Raw genomic sequence first — 19,525 nt, forward strand, 5'->3', positions numbered from 1 at the left:
TTTGTGCACGGGTTTTTGCGCTGCCCTTTTCGCCGTAGACCTGAAATGAGCGATCGTCCATGACCCGTCGCCGTGCCCATATCGCGATGGTCGGCATCCCCGCCGTCAGCCATGTCCTGCCCAGCCTTGACATCATTCGCGAGCTGGTGGCCCGCGGCCACCGGGTGAGCTACGCCAACGGCACGGCGGTGGCCGACCTGGTCGCGGCGGCCGGTGCCGAGCTGGTCCCCTGCACCTCCACGCTGCCGGTCGCCGACGGCAACTGGTCCGACGACCCCAGCGCCGCGCTGGACCCGTTCCTCGGCAACGCCGCATCGACACCTTGGACGCCACCGCCGAGACCCTGTGGGGCGCCCTGGGCGACCTCGTCGCCGACGCGGAGGTCGCCCGCCGCCCGCCGCTCAGCGCGGCTCCGGGCCGACGTGCGGGCCGAGGGCGGCACCACCCGGGCCGCCGACCTCATCGAGCAGATGCTGAACTGCCCTCCCTGCGGCTGAAGCGGGGTGGCCGGACTTCTGCGGAACACCGGACTTCTGCGGAACAGGGGTGGTGAAGCGGTGTCACCCGCTTCACCACCCCCGCCTGCGTTCGGCGTGCCGCCATGACCACGGCTCGTACCGGGTCCCGGCCGCTCCGCCGCCGTCGGCTACGACGTCCCGGCCGTCGCGGTGCCCCGCTGGGAACGCGGCGTCTTCTCACCGGCCTTGTTGGGCTGGATGGTTCTCGGGTCGACGGCTTCGCCCGGGGCACCCTGCCGGTAGACGCCGTCGGGGTCGGAGTCCCGGTCGTGGGGCAGGAGGAAGAACACGCGGCGGCGGTAGAGACCGCTGTCCGGGTCGGCCTCGGCGGCGGCGTCGAGCTCGACGTAGCCGATCATGCGCCCGTCGCGGGCGTAGCGGGGTCTGCTGCGCCGACGGGGGGTCTTGTCCAGGGCCTGGCGGACGTAGTCAAGATGCTCGGTTTCTTCCAGCCACACCACGTGGGCTTCGTGGGTGAGATCGCCGTCTGTCAGTAGCGAGCTCATGGCCACGACCTCTCCTTCGTCCGCGTGCACCGTTCCGGGAGGTGCCCGAATTGTGTACCGCTGTCCCACCGGGGGGTCCGGGATGGCGTTCCCGGAGGTGGGACGTACGCCCAACGGGCGTTGTCTCCATCGTAGAGGGGGTCGCGGTACGCGTGGAGAGGGCGGCGGCGCGGCCGGGGGGCGGAGGGGTGCGGGATGTCATTCACTGTTCGGCTGCCAGGGCGAGGTTGGGGTAGAACTTGCGGCCGTTGGATTTGATCATGTCGGCGGGTGATGCGAGGCCGACCTCCTGACGGACCCGGGTGGCGAAGGTGCGGGTGGTCGCGGGGCGGATGCCCTCGCTGGTGGTGCACCAGGTGCTGTAGGAGGCGTAGAGCAGCCCCTGCTCGACACGGAGTTCCGGTCGTTCGGGGTCGTGGATGCAGCACTCGGTGAGGAAGCGACCGATGTGGTCTTCGGTGTTGGCGTACGCGGTGGTGGCGATGCGGACCCTGTCGGGGCCCGCCAGGGTATCGCGGGTGGCGAGGTAGCGGCGGGCGCCTTCGGTGAGCCAGTGCAGGATGCCGGGTCCCTCGTCGACGACGAGTTCGACGGCGAGGTTGTCGATCTTCCGTTCGTCCGGGACGATCCGCTCGAAGGGCAGCAGGCGGATGCGCCGCCAGAAGGCGAAGCCGCCGGTGGACACCTCGGGCCTGTGGTTGCCGAGCAGCCACAGGTGGTGGGTGGGGGTGAAGGAGAAGTAGTCCTGCCGCATGCGGCGGGCCTTGATCTTGTCACCGCCGGTGAGGAGCCGTACGCGGGCCTCGTCGAAGCGGTCGTTCGGTTTGAGCTCGCTGCAGACGATCAGGCGTCGCCCGTGGAGTTCGGTGAGCTCGGTGGAGTGCTCGGAGAACGCGCCGCGGTCCATGAGGAAGCCGGGCGGGGCCGCGTCGGCGTAGTCGCCGAGGATCTGGATCATCACGTCGAGGAGGACGGACTTGCCGTTCTTGCCCTGACCGTGGAGAAACGGCAGGACCTGAGCGCCGACGTCGCCGGTGATGGAGTAGCCGAGCAGCAGGTGCAGGAAGTCGATCATCTCCTGGCCCTCGGCGTCGTCGCCGAAGGTGTCCGCCAGGAACCGGTGCCATCGGGGCGTGGGCATGTCCCGAGGACCGACGCTGGTGGCCCGGGAGTGGAAGTCGCGTGTGGGGTCGGGTTTGCGGAGGCGACCGGTCTTGAGATCGACGATGCCGTCGGGCGTGCACAGGGCGTAGGGGTCGCCATCGAGGGTGTCGGGGTCGACGGAGAGGTCCGGGGACGCCTTGGCCTGGGTCAGCATGGCCTTCATGCCGGTGGTCGACAGGGTGCGCTTCTTGTGGAGGCGCAGCTCCCGGTCGCTGAAGAGGCCCCGAGGATCCGCGTCCGGCATGTCCTCGGCCATTTCCCCCGCGGCCCACAGGGCGGCCTTCTCCCCGCCGGAGCGCTTCCAGCGGTAGCCGTCCCAGGAGTACCACCCCAGGCCCTCCACGTGCCGGAACTGGTCGCGGTAGAGGCGGGCGAAGAGCTTCGCGTTGCCGCGGTCCGTCAGCGTGCCGGGCAGCTGTCCCGGTGGCGGCCAGGCCACCGGGGACACGGCTGCCATCGGAACGGCCTGCGCCGGCAGGGCGGGCGCGGGCGACGAGGGCACCGCAGGGGCCGACGCGGACTCTTCCCGGGCTTCGAGGTCGAGCATCTGCTGAGCGGCGGCAGTGGCGTCGAAGCGCATGCTCTCGGCACTGCTCATGAACGTCCTTCGGGGTGGAGCGGTCGGGCGGCCCCGGCTGCGAGACCGTCGTGGATGATCTTCTCGTTCCGGTTTTCCTGCCAGGGGCGGGCCCGGTGGGCGGCGTCGAGGAGCAGCGCGCGCACGTCGTCCTCCCGGAGGTGGCCCGCGGCCGCCAGCCCTCCGGCGGTGAACGCGGCCCGGTTGAGTTTCTCGGTGAATCCCGCCCCCTCCCTCATCGCCTCGCACCGGGTGACCTCGTCGAGGAGCGGTGCCAGGATCCGGTGTGCGGCCTTGGGACGACGGGCGCGCCGCGCACCGGGGACGACGGGCGCCACACGGCCGCGCGGGGCTTTCGGAGCCGGAGGCGGCACGACGTGGCCCGTGCGGGCCAGTTCGGCCGCCAGCCAGGCGGGGAGAGGGGCAGGCGTACGGACAAGGCCCAGGGCCTCGTACACGCCCTGAGAGGTCTTGGTCGTCGGGGCCACGATGTAACCGCCCTCGGCCCGTACGTCGACCTGCCAGGCGAGTGCGACCTTGGGACTGGAACCGGTCGAGGAGCGGTACCGGGTCGCAGGGGCGGGATTCCGGTACCAGATGTGGAGCCCGCCGGAGGGGGTCCGTACGCGCAGGGTGCCCTCGTCCTCGGCCGGATCCGGCTGCCGGCGGAAGGCGGCGAGCAGTGCCATCGTGTCGAAGCCCGAAGCCAGACCGGTGAGGTTGACGGACTCATGGATCGGGATTCCCGGAAGCAGCCGACTGCGGTCCGGCACGGGGGCGGAGTGGGCGTCGATGTCGATGACGATCAGGTCGGCGGGCCCGCACGCCACCCCCACTCCGGAGCGGGGGCTGTCGGTCCACCACTTCTCGATGCGCTGCGGGTCGGTGGTCCCGGCGTGGAAGCCGTGGCAGGGGCGCCCTGCGGGGAGGCAGGGGCAGGTCCGGGGGTCGTGGCGCCGGTCCCTGCAGTCCTCGCAGTTCCCGGCCGGGGTCTTCCGGCCGGGGGCGAGGGGGTGAACCGGCCAGCCCTGCCCGGCACACCAGCGGGCCACGGACAACGACGACACCTGCCGGGCAGGGGGAGCTCCGGGGCTCGTCTCACCGTGGCGCCGCACGTAGTCGTCCTTGTCCGTCCGGTCATAAACGCTTCAGTCCCTGCCCCCGACGCCGCTGGTCACAAGGGCTCTTGGCGCGCCGACAGGGACTGAAGGGACTGTCTTTCGGAATGAGTGTAGGCATGTCCTCCTTGCCCGTCCTGTCATCTCCCCCGCGTGCCGTTATCCGATTCTGAGTCCCTTGAGTCCCTTCGGCCCCTCTCCGTAGTCACTGAGGGCCCGGCAAAGTCACGTTATATGCCGCTTTTAAGAACGGACCCTGCCCCTGGGGGGTTGCTCGGCGCAAGGGTCCGGAGCGGGCGACACGCCGATTTCAGGCTGAGAAGGAAGGTTGACGTCGGCTCGGGGACTGAAAGGAAGGGACCAGGGACTGAACGGAGCGGGACCGTCCCTGGCTTCAGTCCCTGCACATTCTCGCAGGTCAGGGCACTGATCACCCCCCAGACAGGGACTGAAGGGACTCAAATCTCTAATTATGAGCCAGATACGCAATGGGTCATATGAGATACACGCGGGCACACATACACGCGTACGTAGTGAGCTTATAACTGGAGATTTGAGTCCCTTCAGTCCCTGTTCAGAGCTACGCAACCGCTCTGACCTGGGCTTTTCTCAGGGACTGAAGGACAGGGACCGAACGGCCACGAGTCACTGGACTGAGTCCCTGGCCCCTTGAGTCCCTGGAGCGGGGGTCGACGCCGTCCGCAGCCGGCGTCCGATGGTCGGTCCACGGCCCGCGCGCCGCGCAGGTCTCGGCGTAGCCGGTCCCTTCCCTCGACGGCTGCGCCGCATGACCCACACCGAGATCGCCCCGGAGCGGGTCCGGGAGTTTTGCTGCGCGACCAGTCCCCATCCGGCAGCCCCGTCGAGGCCCGGTGCGCCCGGCCTGCCGGCCAGGTGTGGCGGCACGGCAACAACCCTGCCGTCCGTTCTGCCCTGGGCCACGCGGTCCGCGGAGGCGCCTCCGCGCGAGAAGCCCGCCTGACTGCCTCCCGCCCGCTCCGGGCCTTCCTCTGCCCATTCCCGTCCTCCAGGGCCTTGGAGAGCCCTCTGAGCGCTTTTCAAGGCCCTGGGGCGTCCCCCGCCCGGGTGCCGGGTCCCCGCCGACCGGTCCCCCGCCGCGCGCCCCGGAGGCCGCCGCCCTACTGGGGGGCCGCCACCGCCCCCCAGGGCCCGCCCGGAGGCCCCGGGCGGCCGTTGAGGCGTGCGTCCCGCCAGGGGCGTTTTTCAGGACGATGCCGACGTCCGCATGGGAGGGCCCCCGCCGTCACCCGGTGCCCCCCTCGGACCCAACGTCGTTGCGAACGTCGAGGCCAAGCACATCGCGGTGGAAGGAGATCGCCTTGTCGCGGTCATCGACGGCGATGAAGCACTGGGAAAGGGCGATGTGGACGACGTTCACGCCATCCGGGGGCGCGGGGCGCTTTGGCCCGTCCGCATCCGGCGTGTCATGAGGTAGCTGTACGGTGTCTCGCCGAAGGCAGCGCGAAAACTGCGGGAGAAGTGGCCCGGCGCCATCAGGGAGCCCCGTGCGGCGCCGGCCCGTCCAGGGGCTCGGCGTAGTCGCGGTCCTGCGGTCGCGGGCCCGGCGCAGCCGGGCGAGATCGTCGAGGCCCTGGACGCTCATCCGGCCAGTTTTGGATGTGCCCGCGCTGCCCGGGGCTGCTCCGGCGGCCGTTCCGAGCAGCCGGAGGGAGGGCCGAGGCCCTGGCCCTTCACTGGGAGGAACGGCCTTCCTCCGAGGGGAGCCGGACATACTGCTCGGTGCCCGTCGGGCCGAGCCGGGCGACAGCGACGGGGACCGCGGAAGCGGCACCGCCCAACAGAGGGAGAAACGATCGACATGGCCAAGAGGACGGACCCGACGGAGACGACGGACGGCCCGTCGCACATGCCGTACATCGCCGACAGCCACGACCTGATCCGCGTGCACGGAGCCCGGGAGAACAACCTCAAGGACGTCAGCATCGAGATCCCGAAGCGGCGGTTGACGGTGTTCACCGGAGTCTCCGGCTCGGGCAAGAGCTCGCTGGTGTTCGACACGATCGCCGCGGAGTCCCAGAGACTGATCAACGAGACCTACTCCGCCTTCGTGCAGGGCTTCATGCCGACGTCCGCGCGCCCCGAGGTCGATGTCCTCGAAGGGCTGACAACCGCGATCGTCGTCGATCAGCAGCGGATAGGCGCCGATCCCCGGTCCACGGTCGGTACGGCCACCGACGCCAACGCGATGCTGCGGATCCTCTTCAGCCGGCTCGGACAACCGCACATCGGTTCCCCCAACGCGTTCTCCTTCAACGTCCCCTCGGTCCGGGCGAGCGGGGCGATCACGGTCGAACGCGGCAGCAAGAAGACCGAGAAGGTCACCTTCACCCGTACCGGAGGCATGTGTCCGGGCTGCGAGGGCCGGGGCACGGTCAGCGCTCTCGACCCCGCCCAACTCTACGACGACTCCAAGTCCCTCAACGAGGGAGCGCTCACCATCCCCGGCTACAAGACCGGTGGCTGGAACTACCGGCTCTACACCGAGTCGGGCCTGGTCGACCCCGACAAGCCGATCCGCGCGTACACCGAGAAGGAACTGCACGACCTCCTCCACCACGAGCCGACCCGGATGAAGGTCGCGGGCATCAACATGACCTACGAGGGGCTGATCCCGCGGGTCCAGAAGTCGATGCTCTCCAAGGACCGGGAGGCGATGCAGCCGCACATCCGGGAGTTCGTGGACCGGGCGGTCGCCTTCACGACCTGTCCCGAGTGCGACGGCACCCGGCTCAGCGAGGCGGCGCGTTCGTCGAAGATCGAGGGAATCAACATCGCCGACGCCTGTGCGATGCAGATCAGCGACCTGGCCGCGTGGGCCCGCTCCCTCGGCGAAGCCAAGGGCTCGTCGAGCACCCGATACGCCATGGTGGCGCCGCTGCTCGCCACCCTGCGACGGACGCTGGACTCGTTCGTGGAGATCGGGCTGGGCTATCTCTCGCTCGACCGGCCGTCGGGCACGCTGTCGGGCGGCGAGGCGCAGCGCGTCAAGATGATCCGCCACCTCGGCTCCGCGCTCACGGACACCACCTACGTCTTCGACGAGCCCACCACGGGCCTGCACCCCCACGACATCAGCCGGATGAACGACCTGCTGCTGCGGCTGCGGGACAAGGGCAACACGGTGCTCGTCGTGGAGCACAAGCCCCAGACGATCGCCATCGCCGACCACGTCGTCGACCTCGGGCCCGGAGCCGGTACGGCGGGCGGCACCGTCTGCTTCGAGGGCACCGTAGAGGCGCTGAGGGCCGCCGACACCATCACCGGACGCCACCTCGACGACCGGGCCGCGCTCAAGGGGGCCGTACGCCAGCCCGCCGGCACCCTGGAGATCCGCGGTGCGAGGGCGCACAACCTGAGGGATGTCGACGTCGACATCCCGCTCGGGGTGCTCGTCGTCGTCACCGGCGTCGCCGGTTCCGGCAAGAGTTCGCTCCTGCATGGATCGATCCCCGCCGCCGCGGGTGTGGTGGCGGTCGGTCAGGACCCGATCCGCGGTTCGAGGCGGAGCAACCCGGCGACGTACACCGGACTGCTCGACCCGATCCGCAAGGCGTTCGCGAAGGCCAACGGCGTGAAGCCGGCGCTGTTCAGCGCCAACTCCGAGGGGGCCTGTCCGAACTGCAAGGGCGCCGGCGTCGTCTACACCGACCTGGCGATGATGGCGGGCGTCGCCTCCACCTGCGAGGAGTGCGAAGGGAAGCGTTTCGAGGCGTCGGTGCTCGACCACCACCTCGGCGGCCGGGACATCAGTGAGGTGCTCGCCATGTCGGTGACCGAGGCCAAGGAGTTCTTCGGCACCGGCGAGGCGCGTACGCCGGCCGCGCACCGCATCCTCAGTCGGCTCTCCGATGTCGGGCTCGGCTACCTCAGTCTCGGCCAGCCGCTCACCACGCTGTCCGGCGGGGAGCGGCAACGGCTCAAGCTGGCCGTCCACATGGCGGAGAAGGGCGGCGTCTACGTCCTCGACGAGCCGACCACGGGCCTCCACCTCGCCGATGTCGAGCAGCTGCTCGGTCTGCTCGACCGACTCGTCGACTCCGGCAAGTCGGTCGTCGTCATCGAGCACCACCCGGCGGTCATGGCCCACGCCGACTGGATCATCGACCTCGGCCCCGGCGCGGGCCATGACGGCGGTCGCGTCGTCTTCGAGGGCACCCCCGCCGATCTGGTCGCCGCCCGCTCCACTCTCACCGGCGAGCACCTCGCGGAGTACATCGGCGCCTGAGGCCCGACGGGCACCGTCCGAGAGCCGCGGGCGGTGCACCCGGCTTTGTCGCCCCCTCACCTCCCCTCCCCCGGCCCCCGCCGCCGCTCGCGACCGACGTGCGCCGTGGGCGGCGGCGGGGGCGGGCAGCGGCTCCCAGGGGCCCGGGTGCGGCCGTGGGAGCCGATGACCACCCCGGGCCCGAGAACCGACCGGCAGCTCCCTTCTACAGCGCCACCACCCAGCCGCCATCGACCGTCAGGGTGTGGCCGGTCACATACGCGGACGCCTCCGAGGCCAGGTAGACCACGGCACCTCCGAGATCACCGGGTTCACCGATGCGCCCGAGCGGGATGTGAGTGTCCACGAGTCGGTCCTCCTCAGTCCGATCGGGCAGGAGATCCGTGGTCATGGCGGTGCGCATGTAGCCGGGGGCGATGGCATTGACCCTGATGCCGTACCGCCCCCATTCGTACGCCATGTTCTTGGTGACCTGGACGACGGCGGCCTTGGACGCGTCGTACACCGAGGAACGTTCACCATCGACCACGAGGCCGCCGATGGAGGCGAGATTGATGATCCGACCGCCCCGGCGCTCCCGCATGGCCCGTGCCGCGCGTTGCGCGGTGAAGTAGGTGCCGCGCAGGTTGACGGAGAGCGTGGTGTCGAACTCTTCGGAGGTGGCCTCCAGCGCGCTGTTGCGCAGGGAGACGCCCGCATTGTTCACCAGCACGTCCGGGCTGTCCCCGGAAGCCTCCAGGGCGTCGAACGCGGCGTCGATACTGCTCGGTCTCGCGGCGTCGAGTTCCAGGGCGGAGCAGTCGATCGCGTGTTCTCTGAGGAACGCGCACGTCTCCTCGGCGGCCTTCGGATCGAGGTCGGAGACGATGACTCGGGCGCCCGCCGTGCCCAGTGCCAGGCACTGGGCACGGCCCAGGCCGCCGGCGGCGCCTGTGACCAGGGCGGTCTGCCCGGACAATGAGAAGCAATCGAACGGGGCGGCGGAGGGGGAAGTGGCGTGTACGGCCGGCATGGAACGGCGCTCCTCGTGTTGGGCCGTGCGAGACGGCGGGGGCTGCCAGAGGGCTGTCCCGTCATCCCCGGCGGGTGCGCGAAGCCGGCTGCGGTACCACGCCGGGTTGTCGGAACATCCGCATACATCCGGATACATCCGATATATGGATGTCCTTCCGCCTTGCGATGCACCGCATCCGACGCCGCGCGCTGGTCCACCGCGGATGACGGGACAGCCCCTACAGCCCGTAGTCGGTGAGGATCCGCACGACCTTCTGGGAGTCGTGCAAGACGTGCTCGCGGATGTGTTCGGCAGCGGCCTCGGCGTCCTGCCGGACGATGGCCTCGGCCAGCGGGCGGTGGTCGACGGCGGTGCCGCCCGGAGACTTCACGACCTTTGAGCAGAAGTACCACTGCCGCAGAGCGAGGTTGAAGTGGATCTCGGCCGTGGCCGAGAGGTGCTCGTTGCGGGTCATCGCGTACATCGCGCGGTGGAACGCGGCGTCCAGGTCGATGCACTCCTGGAGGTTGGTGGTCTCGGCCTGCTGCTCGGCGAGCGCCAGCAGATGCCGCTTCTCCGCGTCCGACCCCCGGCGGCAGGCCAGAACCGCGGCGAGCGCCTCGAGTTCGAGCCTCAGCTCGGTCACGGACCGGGAGTTCTTGAGAGCGATGTCGGTGGCGTAGGTTCCGCTGCGGGGGTACACCACCACGAGCCGCTCGAAGGCGAGCCGTCTGATCGCCTCGCGCATGGGAGACGCTCCGAAGCCGAGACTGCTGCGCAGCTCCGGCTCGCTGAGCCGTTCCCCGGGCATGATCTCGCAGCGCACCAGGCGCGAGCACAAGGCGTTGTAGGCCGAGGCGCTGAGCAGATTCGGAGCGGATGCCTCGCCGTCGGCCGTTGAGTCGCCGACGACTTTTACAGAACGCACCGGACAACCTCTCTGTGGGGGTGCCAACGGCAGGACCGTTGGCACCGTGGGCAGTTGACTGTGAGCAGGCTACGCGTCGGTCACAGGCGCGGTGCCCTGCGCTCCAGGGTCTGCGAGCAGGTCGTCGATCACCGTGGATATGCCGTTCTCGACGGTGCAGGCGTAGTCGCCGACGGAATATTCCCCACCGAGAATGTCCACCAGCTTGAGTTCGATGCCATTGACGGACAGGGCCGAGGACAGATCGACCTCGGCCGGACCGAAGGACTTGCGCTTCAGGACGAAGTCCTTGGAGGTGTCGCGCGAGATGATCTCGAAGGTCTTGAAGCCGGGTCCGTTCGCTTCGGGGAGCGCGTGGACCTGGAGGTGCGGATACAGGCGCATGTCCGACCAGGCGTCGGCGGAGTATCCGTCCTGCGTCGTCATCGCGATACGGAAGATCTGGGAACCCGCGCGCGTGACCGTGCCGCAGGCACCGCTGTCGCTGTCCGTCAGCTCGATTTCGGCGTACTGCTTGGGGTAGCCCCAGACCTCGCGGCCGAAGGCCACGCTCCAGGGCTGGTCCTCGAATTCGAAGAAGTAGGTCACCGCCGTCGTGTCCTTGTACCGGACCGGGATGACGACTCCGGAGTCGTAGAAGGGGCCAGGGGTCGCGTTGCCGAAGTCCGCGATCTGGACGACGAACCGGTCATCGGCCGGCTCGAACGGCGTCGGCTCCAGCAGGGCGGCGAGATTGGCGGCGTCCCCTCGGCAGTAGACCGAAAGCGTCCGGAGGTCCTGCGACCAGTACGGCTGGTCACCGCCGGGGTAGCCGAGGTACTTGAAGAAGTTCTTCACGTCGTAGTGCTGTGACATCGTCAACTTCCTTTTTCCATAAGGTTTTCGTGTGATCGGGGCCCCGCTGCGGCATGCGGCGCGGCAGCCCACCGGGGATTGCGGGACAGTCCCTCAGTTCCTTCCCGCCTCGTGAATCCGGCGGAGGAACGTCTTCAGTTCGGGCGTGCGCGGCTCGTTGAAGATCTGCTCGGGCGGCCCCTGTTCGAGGATGGTTCCTTTGTGCAGGAAGCAGAGCTGGGACGAGATCTCCCTGGCGAAGGGCAGCTCATGAGTGGTCATCATCATCGTGATGCCGTCGGCCGCCAGTTCCCGGACGAGGTTGAGCACCTCGATCACCAACTCCGGGTCCAGGGCCGAGGTGATCTCGTCCAGCAGCAGCACCTCGGGGCGCATCAGCATGGCCCGTGCGATCGCCACCCGCTGCTGCTGCCCGCCCGAGAGCTGCTCGGGGTAGGCGTCCGCCTTGTCCTTGAGGCCCACGCGTTCGAGCATGACGCGTGCGTCGGCCTCCGCCTGGGTCTTCGAGGCCACCCCGGCACGGATCGGCGTGAGGGTGCAGTTCCGCAGGACCGTCATGTGCGGGAAGAGGTTGAAGCTCTGGAACACGATGCCGACTTTGCGGCGCAGCCTGACCAGGTCGACTCCGTCGCCGGAGACGACATCGCCGTTGAGCGAGATCTTTCCGCCCTGAATCGGTTCGAGCCCGTTGACGCAGCGTAGGAGTGTCGACTTTCCGGACCCGGACGCGCCGATGAGGGTGACGACCTCGTTCCGTTCGACGGCGAGATCGATGCGGTCGAGGACCGTGGTGGCGCCGTACTTCTTCGTGACCTGTTCCAGGGCCACATGTGCGGTTGTCGTCATGGGTCAGACTCTCTTCAGCTTTGTGCCGGAGCGCGCCAGCAGGTAGTCGACGAAGCGGGTCTGCGGGATGGTGACGAGAACGAAGACGAAGCACACGGCGGTCACCGCGGAGAGGTTGAAGTCGTTGGCGGAGTAGATCTTCGCCTGGCTGAAGGCGTCGATGATGCCGACGACGATGACCAGCGCCGTGTCCTTCTGCAGCCCGATGAACTGGCTCAGCATGGGCGCGGCGATGTTCCGCGACATCTGCGGCAGGATGACGAACCTGAGGACGTCCGGCTGCGAGAGGCCCATGGAGAGCGCCGCGGAGGTCTGCCCCGGGTTGATGGACTCGATGCCGGCGCGGTAGAGCTCGGCGTTGTACGCGCTGTAGGTGAGCGCCAGGGCCGCGATGGCGTAGACGATCGGGTCGCCCTCGCTGAGCACGGGTACCTCGGTCAGGGGCAGACCGAAGCAGACCAGGTAGATCAGCACCACGGACGGAATGCCGCGGAATACGTCGATGTACGCGATCGCCAGCACTCGAACCGGCCAGAAGCCCTTGCCCGGCAGGAGCCGTGCCACGGCGAGGACCAGGCCGAAGAGCATGGCCAGGATCTGGGCGCCGACGGCGATCTCGATGTTGATGACAAGAGCCTTGAAGACGTCTCCCAGACTCTTCGTCATGAACGACATGTTGAAGAAGGTCTTCTGCACCGCACCGTCGTTGGTGAAGACGAGCAGGCCGGCGACTGCCACGACGGCCACGAACCCCGTCAGGCCCAACGAGGACACCGATGCGTTCCGCGACCGGGCGGCTGCGACCCGCGACTCGGTGTAGCGCCCGGCCTCCCACTCCTCGTCCGAGAGCCTGTTGCGCTGGTGGGCCAGCAGAAGCGGGCCGCCGAGAACGACGACCGGCAGCACGACTCCGAAAACGAGCCGGGGCATCTGGCCGGTGGTGAGCGTTCCAGCGAACTCGTAGCACAGCACGACGGTCAGCAGGGCGAGGATCGCTGCCCCACCGAGGTATCCCGAGGTGCGCAGTGGACGAGCCGGGGCGAAGCCTTGTCCGTCGGGTGCGGATCTGTCGGTGGAATCCTTGTCGAGCGTTCTGGCACCCATCTTCACGCGCTCCAGTCAGGAAGTGCGCCCGGGTCGCCGCCGAGGATCGGGTTGAGCCACTTGTCCATGATCGACTTCAAGGTGCCGTCCTTCTCCATGTCGGCGAGGATCTGGTTCACCACCTCGACGTTCGGCGACCCCTTGGGGAACAGCGGGGCGACATCGCCGCCGACCGGGTACCTGCCGATGACCTTGAGCTTCCCGTCCGACTTGGCGGCACGGGGCATGACGGTCGCGGTGTCGTTCAGCGCGGCGTCGATCTGACCGGAGAGTACGGCGTTGAAGAGGTCGTCATTGGAGTTGAACACCCGGACCCGCTTGGGCTTCAGGGTGTCGTTGGCGAACTTCAGCTGGAGTGATCCGGCCAGTACGCCGACAGTCGAGTTCTTGATGGTGGACTGGGAGAGCCCGGAACCGTTCTTGGTGAGGACACCGGTCTCGTAGGTGTTGTACGGGGTGGAGAAGTCGACGGCCTTGCGCCGTTCCGGGGTGACGAGGATGTCCCACACCGCGAAGTCGAAGTTCGACGTCTTGGCTGTCACCAGCGCCTCGAAGGAGGCGTTGACCAGGGTGATCTTCTTGAGGCCCGCCCGGTTGGCGATCTCCGCGTCGAGGCAGTACATGTAGCCGCCGTCGACGGTCTCCAACGTGTTGCCCCGGTATCCCGCAGGGAAGGGCAGCGAGGCGGCGACGGTCAGTTCACCCGCCTTCTTCGTCTTCATCTCATGGATCTGGGGGTTCTTGGTGACCTCGCAGTCTCCGAACGGTTTCGCCTGATGCGCGGAGTCCGCTCCGGCCCCGCCGGAACAGGCTGTGAGCGCGACGAGGGAAGTGGCTATGGCCACTACGCCGCTGATTCTCAGTGACTTCTTCATGTGCGACCTCTGGGGAGGATGACTTCGGAGTACGAAGAGCAGCCCGAGTCCACGCCATGCACTGCCGCGCGAACCTTGGAACATCACTGATATTTCAGTGATGTGGGACAGAGGTTATACAGGGGCGTACGTTTTTGGCCAGACCTTGTCGCAAAGTAGATGTGAGGCAGCGTCGTAGCTGTGCGACCGGTGACAGGGCCACCGTTGCGCCGACCGGACCGGCGGCCGTCCGGTTCAACGACTCGGCTGCCGAGTGCCCGCCGTCGGACACTTGGCCGCGCTCCGGCCCGGATCGCGAGCTCTCTTTGTCTGCGCGGACGCGATGAATGCAAAGCGGGACGTGTCATCACCTTTCATCGACCGTGCATGAACAAGTCAGCCTGAAGTGTGGTGTTGCTGATCCCCTGGACGTGGTCGGCCTTGGAGCTATGGCGATTTCGGACGGTGCGGTCGCAAAGACCGAAGGATTGGGAGTGGGCGGGTGTGTCTGTTCGCGGACGAGGCGCTCGTCTGTGAAGAGCCGCCCGCCCGTTTCGACCGGCCGGCCAGCTCATGGCTGAGGTGTAGATGGTCGAAACGCAGGACAGTCACGCTGCGCGGAAAGACCCGGTGCGGGGCCGGGAAGGTTTGCCGGCGGCTCGCGGCGTCCGGCGTGGTGGATCGCAAGGTGGAGCATCGGCCGCGTACAGGCCCGTACTCGGGTCCGACGTACTGCCTCGTACTCGGGTGATGCGGCAGAGCGGCGAGGAGTCGCATCGGGCGTCACGAGTCGGTGAAGCCGCCCGGCCGCAGCGCTGGGCGCGGACGCGCCCAGCAATCCGAAGTCATATGTGTGCCCGAGTGCGGAGCCCCTCCCCCGCTGAGCCCCCCGCTGAGCCCCCCCGAGGCGGCGATCCCCGGACCAGATGGTTTATCGATGAACAACTTCTGTGGGAGCGCCTGAGAGCGTGCGGCCCGACTGCGTTCTTCATGCCAGGAAACCGCATTCACGGCCATACAGCCGGGGTCGAGCCCGCCGCGCACCGGCCGCCCCGAGGGCGTTTCGGCGTGGATACGGACGCGATTCGACCCAGGGACGGTCCCGATGACCAAGGGTGGGCCTTGGTGCTCCAGCGCTGTCTGGCCCCTCTCCCCCACCGCTGGAGTGGGGCTTCCCGAAAGTTCTTCCGCCGTGCTGGATCGGCCCACGTGCTTCAGGATGATCGCGATGGAACGAGGCCTTGGCGGCCCGTGGCGTCACACGATCCGGGCGTCGCCTCAACACCGGATCGGGAGCGTCTCATTGCGGGCGGGTGACGTGCTGTCCCCTCGGCCAGGGCCTCGCGCTGCTTCGGCTACTCCGTCGGGGGCCTGCCTGGCAGAGCGAGGCGCTGCTGTCTAAGGAGCCTGCGTCGTTGCGTAGAGGTCGTTCGGCAGATCGTGCACAGATGACGTGTGGGCCGACATGCTGGGGCGACCCTCGTACGGGTCCGCCATCGCTGAGATCGCCGCAGAACGCCGATCGAATCGATCTTAAATGAAGGGGATCGACGCTGTCGGTAACGGCATCAGTCGGCGGAATGGCTGAGAGAACTGCTGGCCCGTGCCGTGCTTCGCTGCATCCGCAGGAGGCACAGAGCATTGCTCCATGGGGAGCAGGCTGGGAGGGCATGGCCTCACAGCATCTTTCTTCCGGTCGGTCCGAGACGGATAGGACTCCGACCGATTCCTGGGCGGATCCGGTGAGGTTTCCTCGGCTGGGAAACCTCGATCGGTGATCCGTCCACGCTGGTTCTCCTCCCAGCTTCACGGATGAGCGGGCACCTGGCTCGGGTCGTCATGGGTACGGGACTGTAGCCATGCCCGAACAGCGGAAGACCTTCACCTGATCCTGTCTTTGTCTTGTTCTCCGAACCCTTCTTGGCCTATCGGTAGACCAGCATGTGTGACTCGGCGGATCGTATGGCGGGAGGAATGGTCGGAGGAGAGATCGTTGATTCTGGCATCCGAAGGCTGGCCTGCTGCTTGGCTCTCCCGTAGGTGTCGAGTGCCCTCGTGCCTGCCGATCTCATCTTGTCCATGGATGCCTCATTGTGTTCACGGGTGTGGTTCATGGATTTCCCTGCGTGCACTCCATCCAGTTGGTGTCACGAAGAAGGTTCTATCGGTGCAGAGTGTCCATGAAGACACCCAGGGGTCCGAGAGAGTGGACCACCTTGGCATGGTGCTCTCCGGGGGCGCATGGAGTGAGAGAGAAGCAAGATCTGCTGGATGGACGGTGCGCTAGTCCGCCGTCGGTGAAGAGGGCAACAGACCGGGCAGAAGCGATGGGTGGCATCTACCTGATGGTGAAGTCGGTTGATGTCTCTGGTCGAGTGCGGGGGTGCTTCCGCGTCGACGGCAGGAGGCCAGGTAGCAGTCAAGAAGGCTGTTTGGGTTCGTTTCACCATGACCAACACATCACTTCGGACTGCTCAGACGTGCCGTGGAGGTGATGCTCAAGACCTGTCTGAACGCGTAGAATGAGGGTGTCTTGTTCGAGAGAAAACAGGCTCTGACCTGCGAAAACAAACATTGGCGCAAACATGGACGCAAGCTTGGACGCACATGTGGAGTCACGCTTGAAGGCGAGTGGATCCAACAGCGTCTCACTTCACTTGAAGGGTTATGTAGATGCACGTGGATCCACTTGCCTGGCAAAGTGTCATGGGTTCCATGTTGATGCAGGTGCTTCTATGCGCCTGCATCAACGTTGGTCTGAGCACGTGATAGTGAGTCGGTTTGCGAGTCGGTATGCAGGTGCGCGTGCGGGCCTGTTTATCGGTTACGCCACTGATGGGCGTACGCGCCATCGTGCAGGTCGGCTGCGCAGCATCCCTCGGGGTCCATCCGTATGCGAGGTGCTTCACGGAGTGTCATACGCGGAAGAGGGTGTGCCGGTGGACGTGACGACAGGCAGCCCCGCGTACGTAGGTGCGGGCCGCTGTGCAAGTGAGCCATCGGGCAAGGGTGTGAGTCGGTCTACTGGTTCGAGTGACGGTTTCCTGGCATGCGGGCGGTTTCATCAGGCTGCAAGCAGGGTCAGGTGTCGGTGTGCGGGCCCGCCGGCATGCCAGTACGGAGACACGGGAGCGGGTTTGTTGCTTCGCAGGGAGGACGGCCTGCCCGCAAGTCGGCATCCGCGCTGGTGGGTGGATTCGACGGCAGATCAATGTGATGACTCACTGCCGAGTGGGTCCGTCTGTCCGGTGGCGGGCATGAGTGCCGGGGGGCATGCCCGGTGAAGCGTGAGTCCGTGAGGCAGTTCAACGGAGGGTTGCCCAGAAAGTCGCTCGGCTGGTTGATTCGTCCGCACAGTGCTGGGTGGGGAGGGAGACGGGGCGGCGAATCGGGGGACCAGCCCGCGCGTAAAGCTGCTGGTCGGCCTGGTGGATGATTGATCACCATGCGCGTCGGCGAGATTGGTTACGGGTTGGCCGGTCAAGGGGTGAGGCTGTGACCCCGCAGAGGAGTGTGCCGCCCCTGTAGACGGTGTGCCTGCGGGATTGGTGATCTATGGGCAGGGAGGCAGAGGGCGAGGCGAGGGAGCCTGCTCGCCGCCTTGCTGCTTGTCCGGCAGACCCGCATCCCTGACGGTTAGTGAGCCGATCGGTGTGTTGGGCGGCAAGCCCCGAGGGTTTCCTGATAGCGTGTGCTGCGGTTTGATCCACAACTGGGCTGGAGGTGACTGTTCTTGTGGGTGTGCCAGGAGTGGTCATCGCAGCCCACTCCATTGAGGAAGGCACGGTGGAGCGAGCAGGTTGAGAGGCAAGTGAATCAACCTGAGGAAAAGCGGTGCGGCTTATGTGGAGGTCAACTCAGAAGAGGCCGCTGACCTGGCGGGACGGGGCCGCCGAGGGGCTTTTCGCGGCCAGGCCCCTGCCCTTGAGCCCTACCTCGCACCGTCATGGAGCGGTTTGGAGCGCAGGATCGTTCTGGGTGAAGTTCTGACCATGCAAACAGTTCAAATCGGGCATACAGCGCCCTCTTTCCGGGCCTGAACCAGAGTGAGAGGACCCATGTCCAGTCCCTTTGCAGCACCTGACGTCCACGCCCAGCTGCCGGCGATCCCCTGGGCCTCGCTGTCGCACATCTTCATGTTCGGCAACGGCAAGGGAGGCGTCGGCAAGTCCTCGGTCTCCGCCAACGCCGCCGGCAAGGCCGCGCGCAGCGGCCTGCGGACGCTCATCATCGACTGCAACGCCCAGGGCAACATCGCGCGCGAACTCGGCTACAAGAAGGCCGAGTGGAACGACGGGGGAGCAGGGCTGCTCGAATCCCTTCGGGCAGGTGCTCCGCTGAATCCGCGTGAGAACGTGCGCGAGAACCTTGATGTGGTCATGGGCGGACCGGCACTCGGTGACGAGTTCGGCATCTTCTTCCATACGCTTCTCGCCAAAGAGGGCCCGCACGCTTACCTGCGGCTGCTGATGTGCCTGCTGCCCATCGCGCACAGGTACCAGATCATCGTCCTCGACACGCCTCCCGAGAACCCCTCCCTGCAGCGGCTCGCCCTGTCGGCCGCGCGGTGGCTCATCATCCCGGTCAAGAGCGACGGCGGCGCGGAGGACGGGCTCGCCCAGATCGGCCTTGAGTTCTCGTACGTCAAGTTCGTCAGCCAGATCAACCCGCACATCGCGCTTCTCGGCGTGCTGCTGTTCGACACGGGGCGTACGTACACCGGGATCCACGCCGATGTGCGGCAGCAGGTCCAGAAGGTGCTCGGGCAGGAAGCCCATATGTTCAAGCACCTCATCGGGCACACCGAGTCGGTCGCTCGGCTCGTGCGTAAGCGTGGTCTGCTCGTGTCCGAGCTGGCCGAACGGCGGAGCGGCGGAGACCGGAGCATTCCGGAGACCGTCAAGGGGCTGGCCGCCGACTATGAAGGCTTTACCGAAGAAATGTTCGCTCGGGCTCTTGAACTGAGGAAGGAAACTGCGGCATGACACCGCCGAAGGGCAAGAAGCGCGGGGACGAGGACGACGGGCAGAGCATGTCCGACGAAGGCGTCGGCAATCTGTTCAGCGGGGGAGGGGCGCCTTCCAGCGCGCTGGCGGGCTGGGCGAGCCCGCCAGCAGTGCAGCCGACCGTCGCCCCCGTCCAGCCCACCCCGGTGGTGGAGCCGACGCGTCCGGTGTCGGTGATCCCGCAGCCTTCGCGAGAGGTTGTCGAGGAACCTGACACGGTCGATGACGCGGACACGGCCAAGCCGGTCGGGTTCTACGTCTCCACGAACGTCGCGAACCGGTTCCGTAAGCACCGCAAGCAGACCGACCTCACCCACACGCAGATCGTTCTCCTCGCCGTCGAGGCGGCCCTGGAGAAGGGCATCACGCAGGTGGTCGAGGACGCGCGCAGGGCGCCCAAGTTCCAGTCGAAGCTGTTCGCCGTCAAGCCCGATGACACGGATCTGCGTGGTCTCGGCCCGGTTCAGTTGCAGTACAAGCCGACCAAGGCGCAGCGCGGGATCATCAACGGGCTCGTTGCCGAGTCCGGGCTCCCGGATCACACGAAGTTCCTGGCGATCGTTCTCGACCAGTTCCTGCCGGGACGCCGGGACGTGTGACGATCGGCGAGAGAAGCCGATGCGGGGGAGGAGGCGGGGGAGCGGGTGTCGGGGTGGCCCGGTGCCCGCCCCGCGATACGCCGCGTGGCGCGGATCCGGGAGCGCTCCGCGCCCGTGGTGGTCACCGCAGGAAGGAAGGCGAGCGTGACTGACCGGGACCGGACTGCTGCCTCGGCGGCGCCCGGGCGT

The 19,525-nt window shown here is 67.3% G+C and carries 12 protein-coding genes and 3 pseudogenes; 4 read left to right on the forward strand and 11 right to left on the reverse strand.

Going from position 1 to position 19,525, the window contains the following annotated elements; genetic code table 11:
* Nucleotides 1-59 precede the first annotated feature (59 nt).
* Nucleotides 60-311 (forward strand): annotated as a pseudogene (locus ACIHCL_RS25525) (glycosyl transferase); the annotation flags it as partial.
* Nucleotides 312-646: 335 nt separating this feature from the next.
* On the opposite strand, the gene ACIHCL_RS25530 reads toward ACIHCL_RS25525, so the two are convergent.
* From ACIHCL_RS25530 to ACIHCL_RS25550, 5 genes and pseudogenes are all read right to left on the reverse strand, one after another.
* Complete coding sequence (locus ACIHCL_RS25530) at nt 647-1,024, reverse strand: DUF6009 family protein (protein WP_399865119.1); 378 nt, start codon at nt 1,022-1,024, stop codon at nt 647-649.
* A 202-nt stretch (nt 1,025-1,226) separates the two neighbouring features.
* Complete coding sequence (locus ACIHCL_RS25535) at nt 1,227-2,786, reverse strand: phage/plasmid primase, P4 family (protein ID WP_399865122.1); 1,560 nt, start codon at nt 2,784-2,786, stop codon at nt 1,227-1,229.
* Nucleotides 2,783-3,817 carry a bifunctional DNA primase/polymerase gene (locus ACIHCL_RS25540; protein ID WP_399865169.1) on the reverse strand — a complete coding sequence of 345 codons (1,035 nt, stop codon included), beginning with the start codon at nt 3,815-3,817 and terminating at the stop codon, nt 2,783-2,785. The genes ACIHCL_RS25535 and ACIHCL_RS25540 overlap by 4 nt, the downstream gene beginning before the upstream one ends.
* Nucleotides 3,818-5,159: 1,342 nt before the next feature.
* A pseudogene (locus ACIHCL_RS25545) lies at nt 5,160-5,282 on the reverse strand (VOC family protein); the annotation flags it as partial.
* An 11-nt stretch (nt 5,283-5,293) separates the two neighbouring features.
* Nucleotides 5,294-5,507: pseudogene (locus ACIHCL_RS25550) on the reverse strand (AraC family transcriptional regulator); the annotation flags it as partial.
* Nucleotides 5,508-5,723: 216 nt separating this feature from the next.
* On the opposite strand from ACIHCL_RS25550, the gene ACIHCL_RS25555 reads away from it, so the two are divergent.
* Nucleotides 5,724-8,150 carry an ATP-binding cassette domain-containing protein gene (locus ACIHCL_RS25555; RefSeq protein ID WP_399865124.1) on the forward strand — a complete coding sequence of 809 codons (2,427 nt, stop codon included), beginning with the start codon at nt 5,724-5,726 and terminating at the stop codon, nt 8,148-8,150.
* 205 nt (nt 8,151-8,355) lie between these two features.
* On the opposite strand, the gene ACIHCL_RS25560 is transcribed toward ACIHCL_RS25555, so the two are convergent.
* The 6 genes from ACIHCL_RS25560 to ACIHCL_RS25585 form a co-directional block, all read right to left on the reverse strand.
* On the reverse strand, nt 8,356-9,162 hold the full coding sequence (locus ACIHCL_RS25560; protein ID WP_399865126.1) for an SDR family NAD(P)-dependent oxidoreductase: 807 nt from the start codon (nt 9,160-9,162) through the stop codon (nt 8,356-8,358).
* Between the two features lie 220 nt (nt 9,163-9,382).
* On the reverse strand, nt 9,383-10,072 hold the full coding sequence (locus ACIHCL_RS25565) for a GntR family transcriptional regulator (RefSeq protein WP_399865129.1): 690 nt from the start codon (nt 10,070-10,072) through the stop codon (nt 9,383-9,385).
* Between the two features lie 69 nt (nt 10,073-10,141).
* Nucleotides 10,142-10,927 (reverse strand): acetoacetate decarboxylase family protein, encoded by a 786-nt coding sequence (locus ACIHCL_RS25570; protein WP_399865134.1) that lies wholly within the window; start codon nt 10,925-10,927, stop codon nt 10,142-10,144.
* A gap of 93 nt (nt 10,928-11,020) precedes the next feature.
* Nucleotides 11,021-11,773, reverse strand: a complete 753-nt coding sequence (locus ACIHCL_RS25575) for an amino acid ABC transporter ATP-binding protein (RefSeq protein ID WP_399865136.1) — start codon at nt 11,771-11,773, stop codon at nt 11,021-11,023.
* 3 nt (nt 11,774-11,776) lie between these two features.
* Nucleotides 11,777-12,877 carry an amino acid ABC transporter permease gene (locus tag ACIHCL_RS25580; protein ID WP_399865137.1) on the reverse strand — a complete coding sequence of 367 codons (1,101 nt, stop codon included), beginning with the start codon at nt 12,875-12,877 and terminating at the stop codon, nt 11,777-11,779.
* Between the two features lie 2 nt (nt 12,878-12,879).
* A complete protein-coding gene (locus ACIHCL_RS25585; protein ID WP_399865139.1) occupies nt 12,880-13,752 on the reverse strand; it encodes an ABC transporter substrate-binding protein in 873 nt (290 codons plus the stop codon).
* A 4,037-nt stretch (nt 13,753-17,789) separates the two neighbouring features.
* Here ACIHCL_RS25585 and ACIHCL_RS25590 point away from each other — a divergent pair.
* Together ACIHCL_RS25590 and ACIHCL_RS25595 are read left to right on the forward strand one after the other, a co-directional pair.
* Nucleotides 17,790-18,716, forward strand: coding sequence for a ParA family protein (locus ACIHCL_RS25590; protein ID WP_399865140.1), 927 nt, complete (start codon nt 17,790-17,792; stop codon nt 18,714-18,716).
* Complete coding sequence (locus ACIHCL_RS25595; protein ID WP_399865142.1) at nt 18,713-19,336, forward strand: hypothetical protein; 624 nt, start codon at nt 18,713-18,715, stop codon at nt 19,334-19,336. Before ACIHCL_RS25590 ends, ACIHCL_RS25595 begins: the two co-directional genes overlap by 4 nt.
* Nucleotides 19,337-19,525: the final 189 nt, after the last annotated feature.

Origin of the sequence: Streptomyces sp. NPDC052042, assembly GCF_044548345.1 — a bacterium.
GTDB lineage: Bacteria > Actinomycetota > Actinomycetes > Streptomycetales > Streptomycetaceae > Streptomyces.

Coding starts and splice junctions, on each gene's coding strand:
- ACIHCL_RS25530 (WP_399865119.1), bottom strand. CDS start 1,024: ATGAGCTCGCTACTGACAGACGGCGATCTCACCCACGAAGCCCACGTG.
- ACIHCL_RS25535 (WP_399865122.1), bottom strand. CDS start 2,786: ATGAGCAGTGCCGAGAGCATGCGCTTCGACGCCACTGCCGCCGCTCAG.
- ACIHCL_RS25555 (WP_399865124.1), top strand. CDS start 5,724: ATGGCCAAGAGGACGGACCCGACGGAGACGACGGACGGCCCGTCGCAC.
- ACIHCL_RS25560 (WP_399865126.1), bottom strand. CDS start 9,162: ATGCCGGCCGTACACGCCACTTCCCCCTCCGCCGCCCCGTTCGATTGC.
- ACIHCL_RS25570 (WP_399865134.1), bottom strand. CDS start 10,927: ATGTCACAGCACTACGACGTGAAGAACTTCTTCAAGTACCTCGGCTAC.
- ACIHCL_RS25575 (WP_399865136.1), bottom strand. CDS start 11,773: ATGACGACAACCGCACATGTGGCCCTGGAACAGGTCACGAAGAAGTAC.
- ACIHCL_RS25580 (WP_399865137.1), bottom strand. CDS start 12,877: ATGGGTGCCAGAACGCTCGACAAGGATTCCACCGACAGATCCGCACCC.
- ACIHCL_RS25585 (WP_399865139.1), bottom strand. CDS start 13,752: ATGAAGAAGTCACTGAGAATCAGCGGCGTAGTGGCCATAGCCACTTCC.
- ACIHCL_RS25590 (WP_399865140.1), top strand. CDS start 17,790: ATGTCCAGTCCCTTTGCAGCACCTGACGTCCACGCCCAGCTGCCGGCG.
- ACIHCL_RS25595 (WP_399865142.1), top strand. CDS start 18,713: ATGACACCGCCGAAGGGCAAGAAGCGCGGGGACGAGGACGACGGGCAG.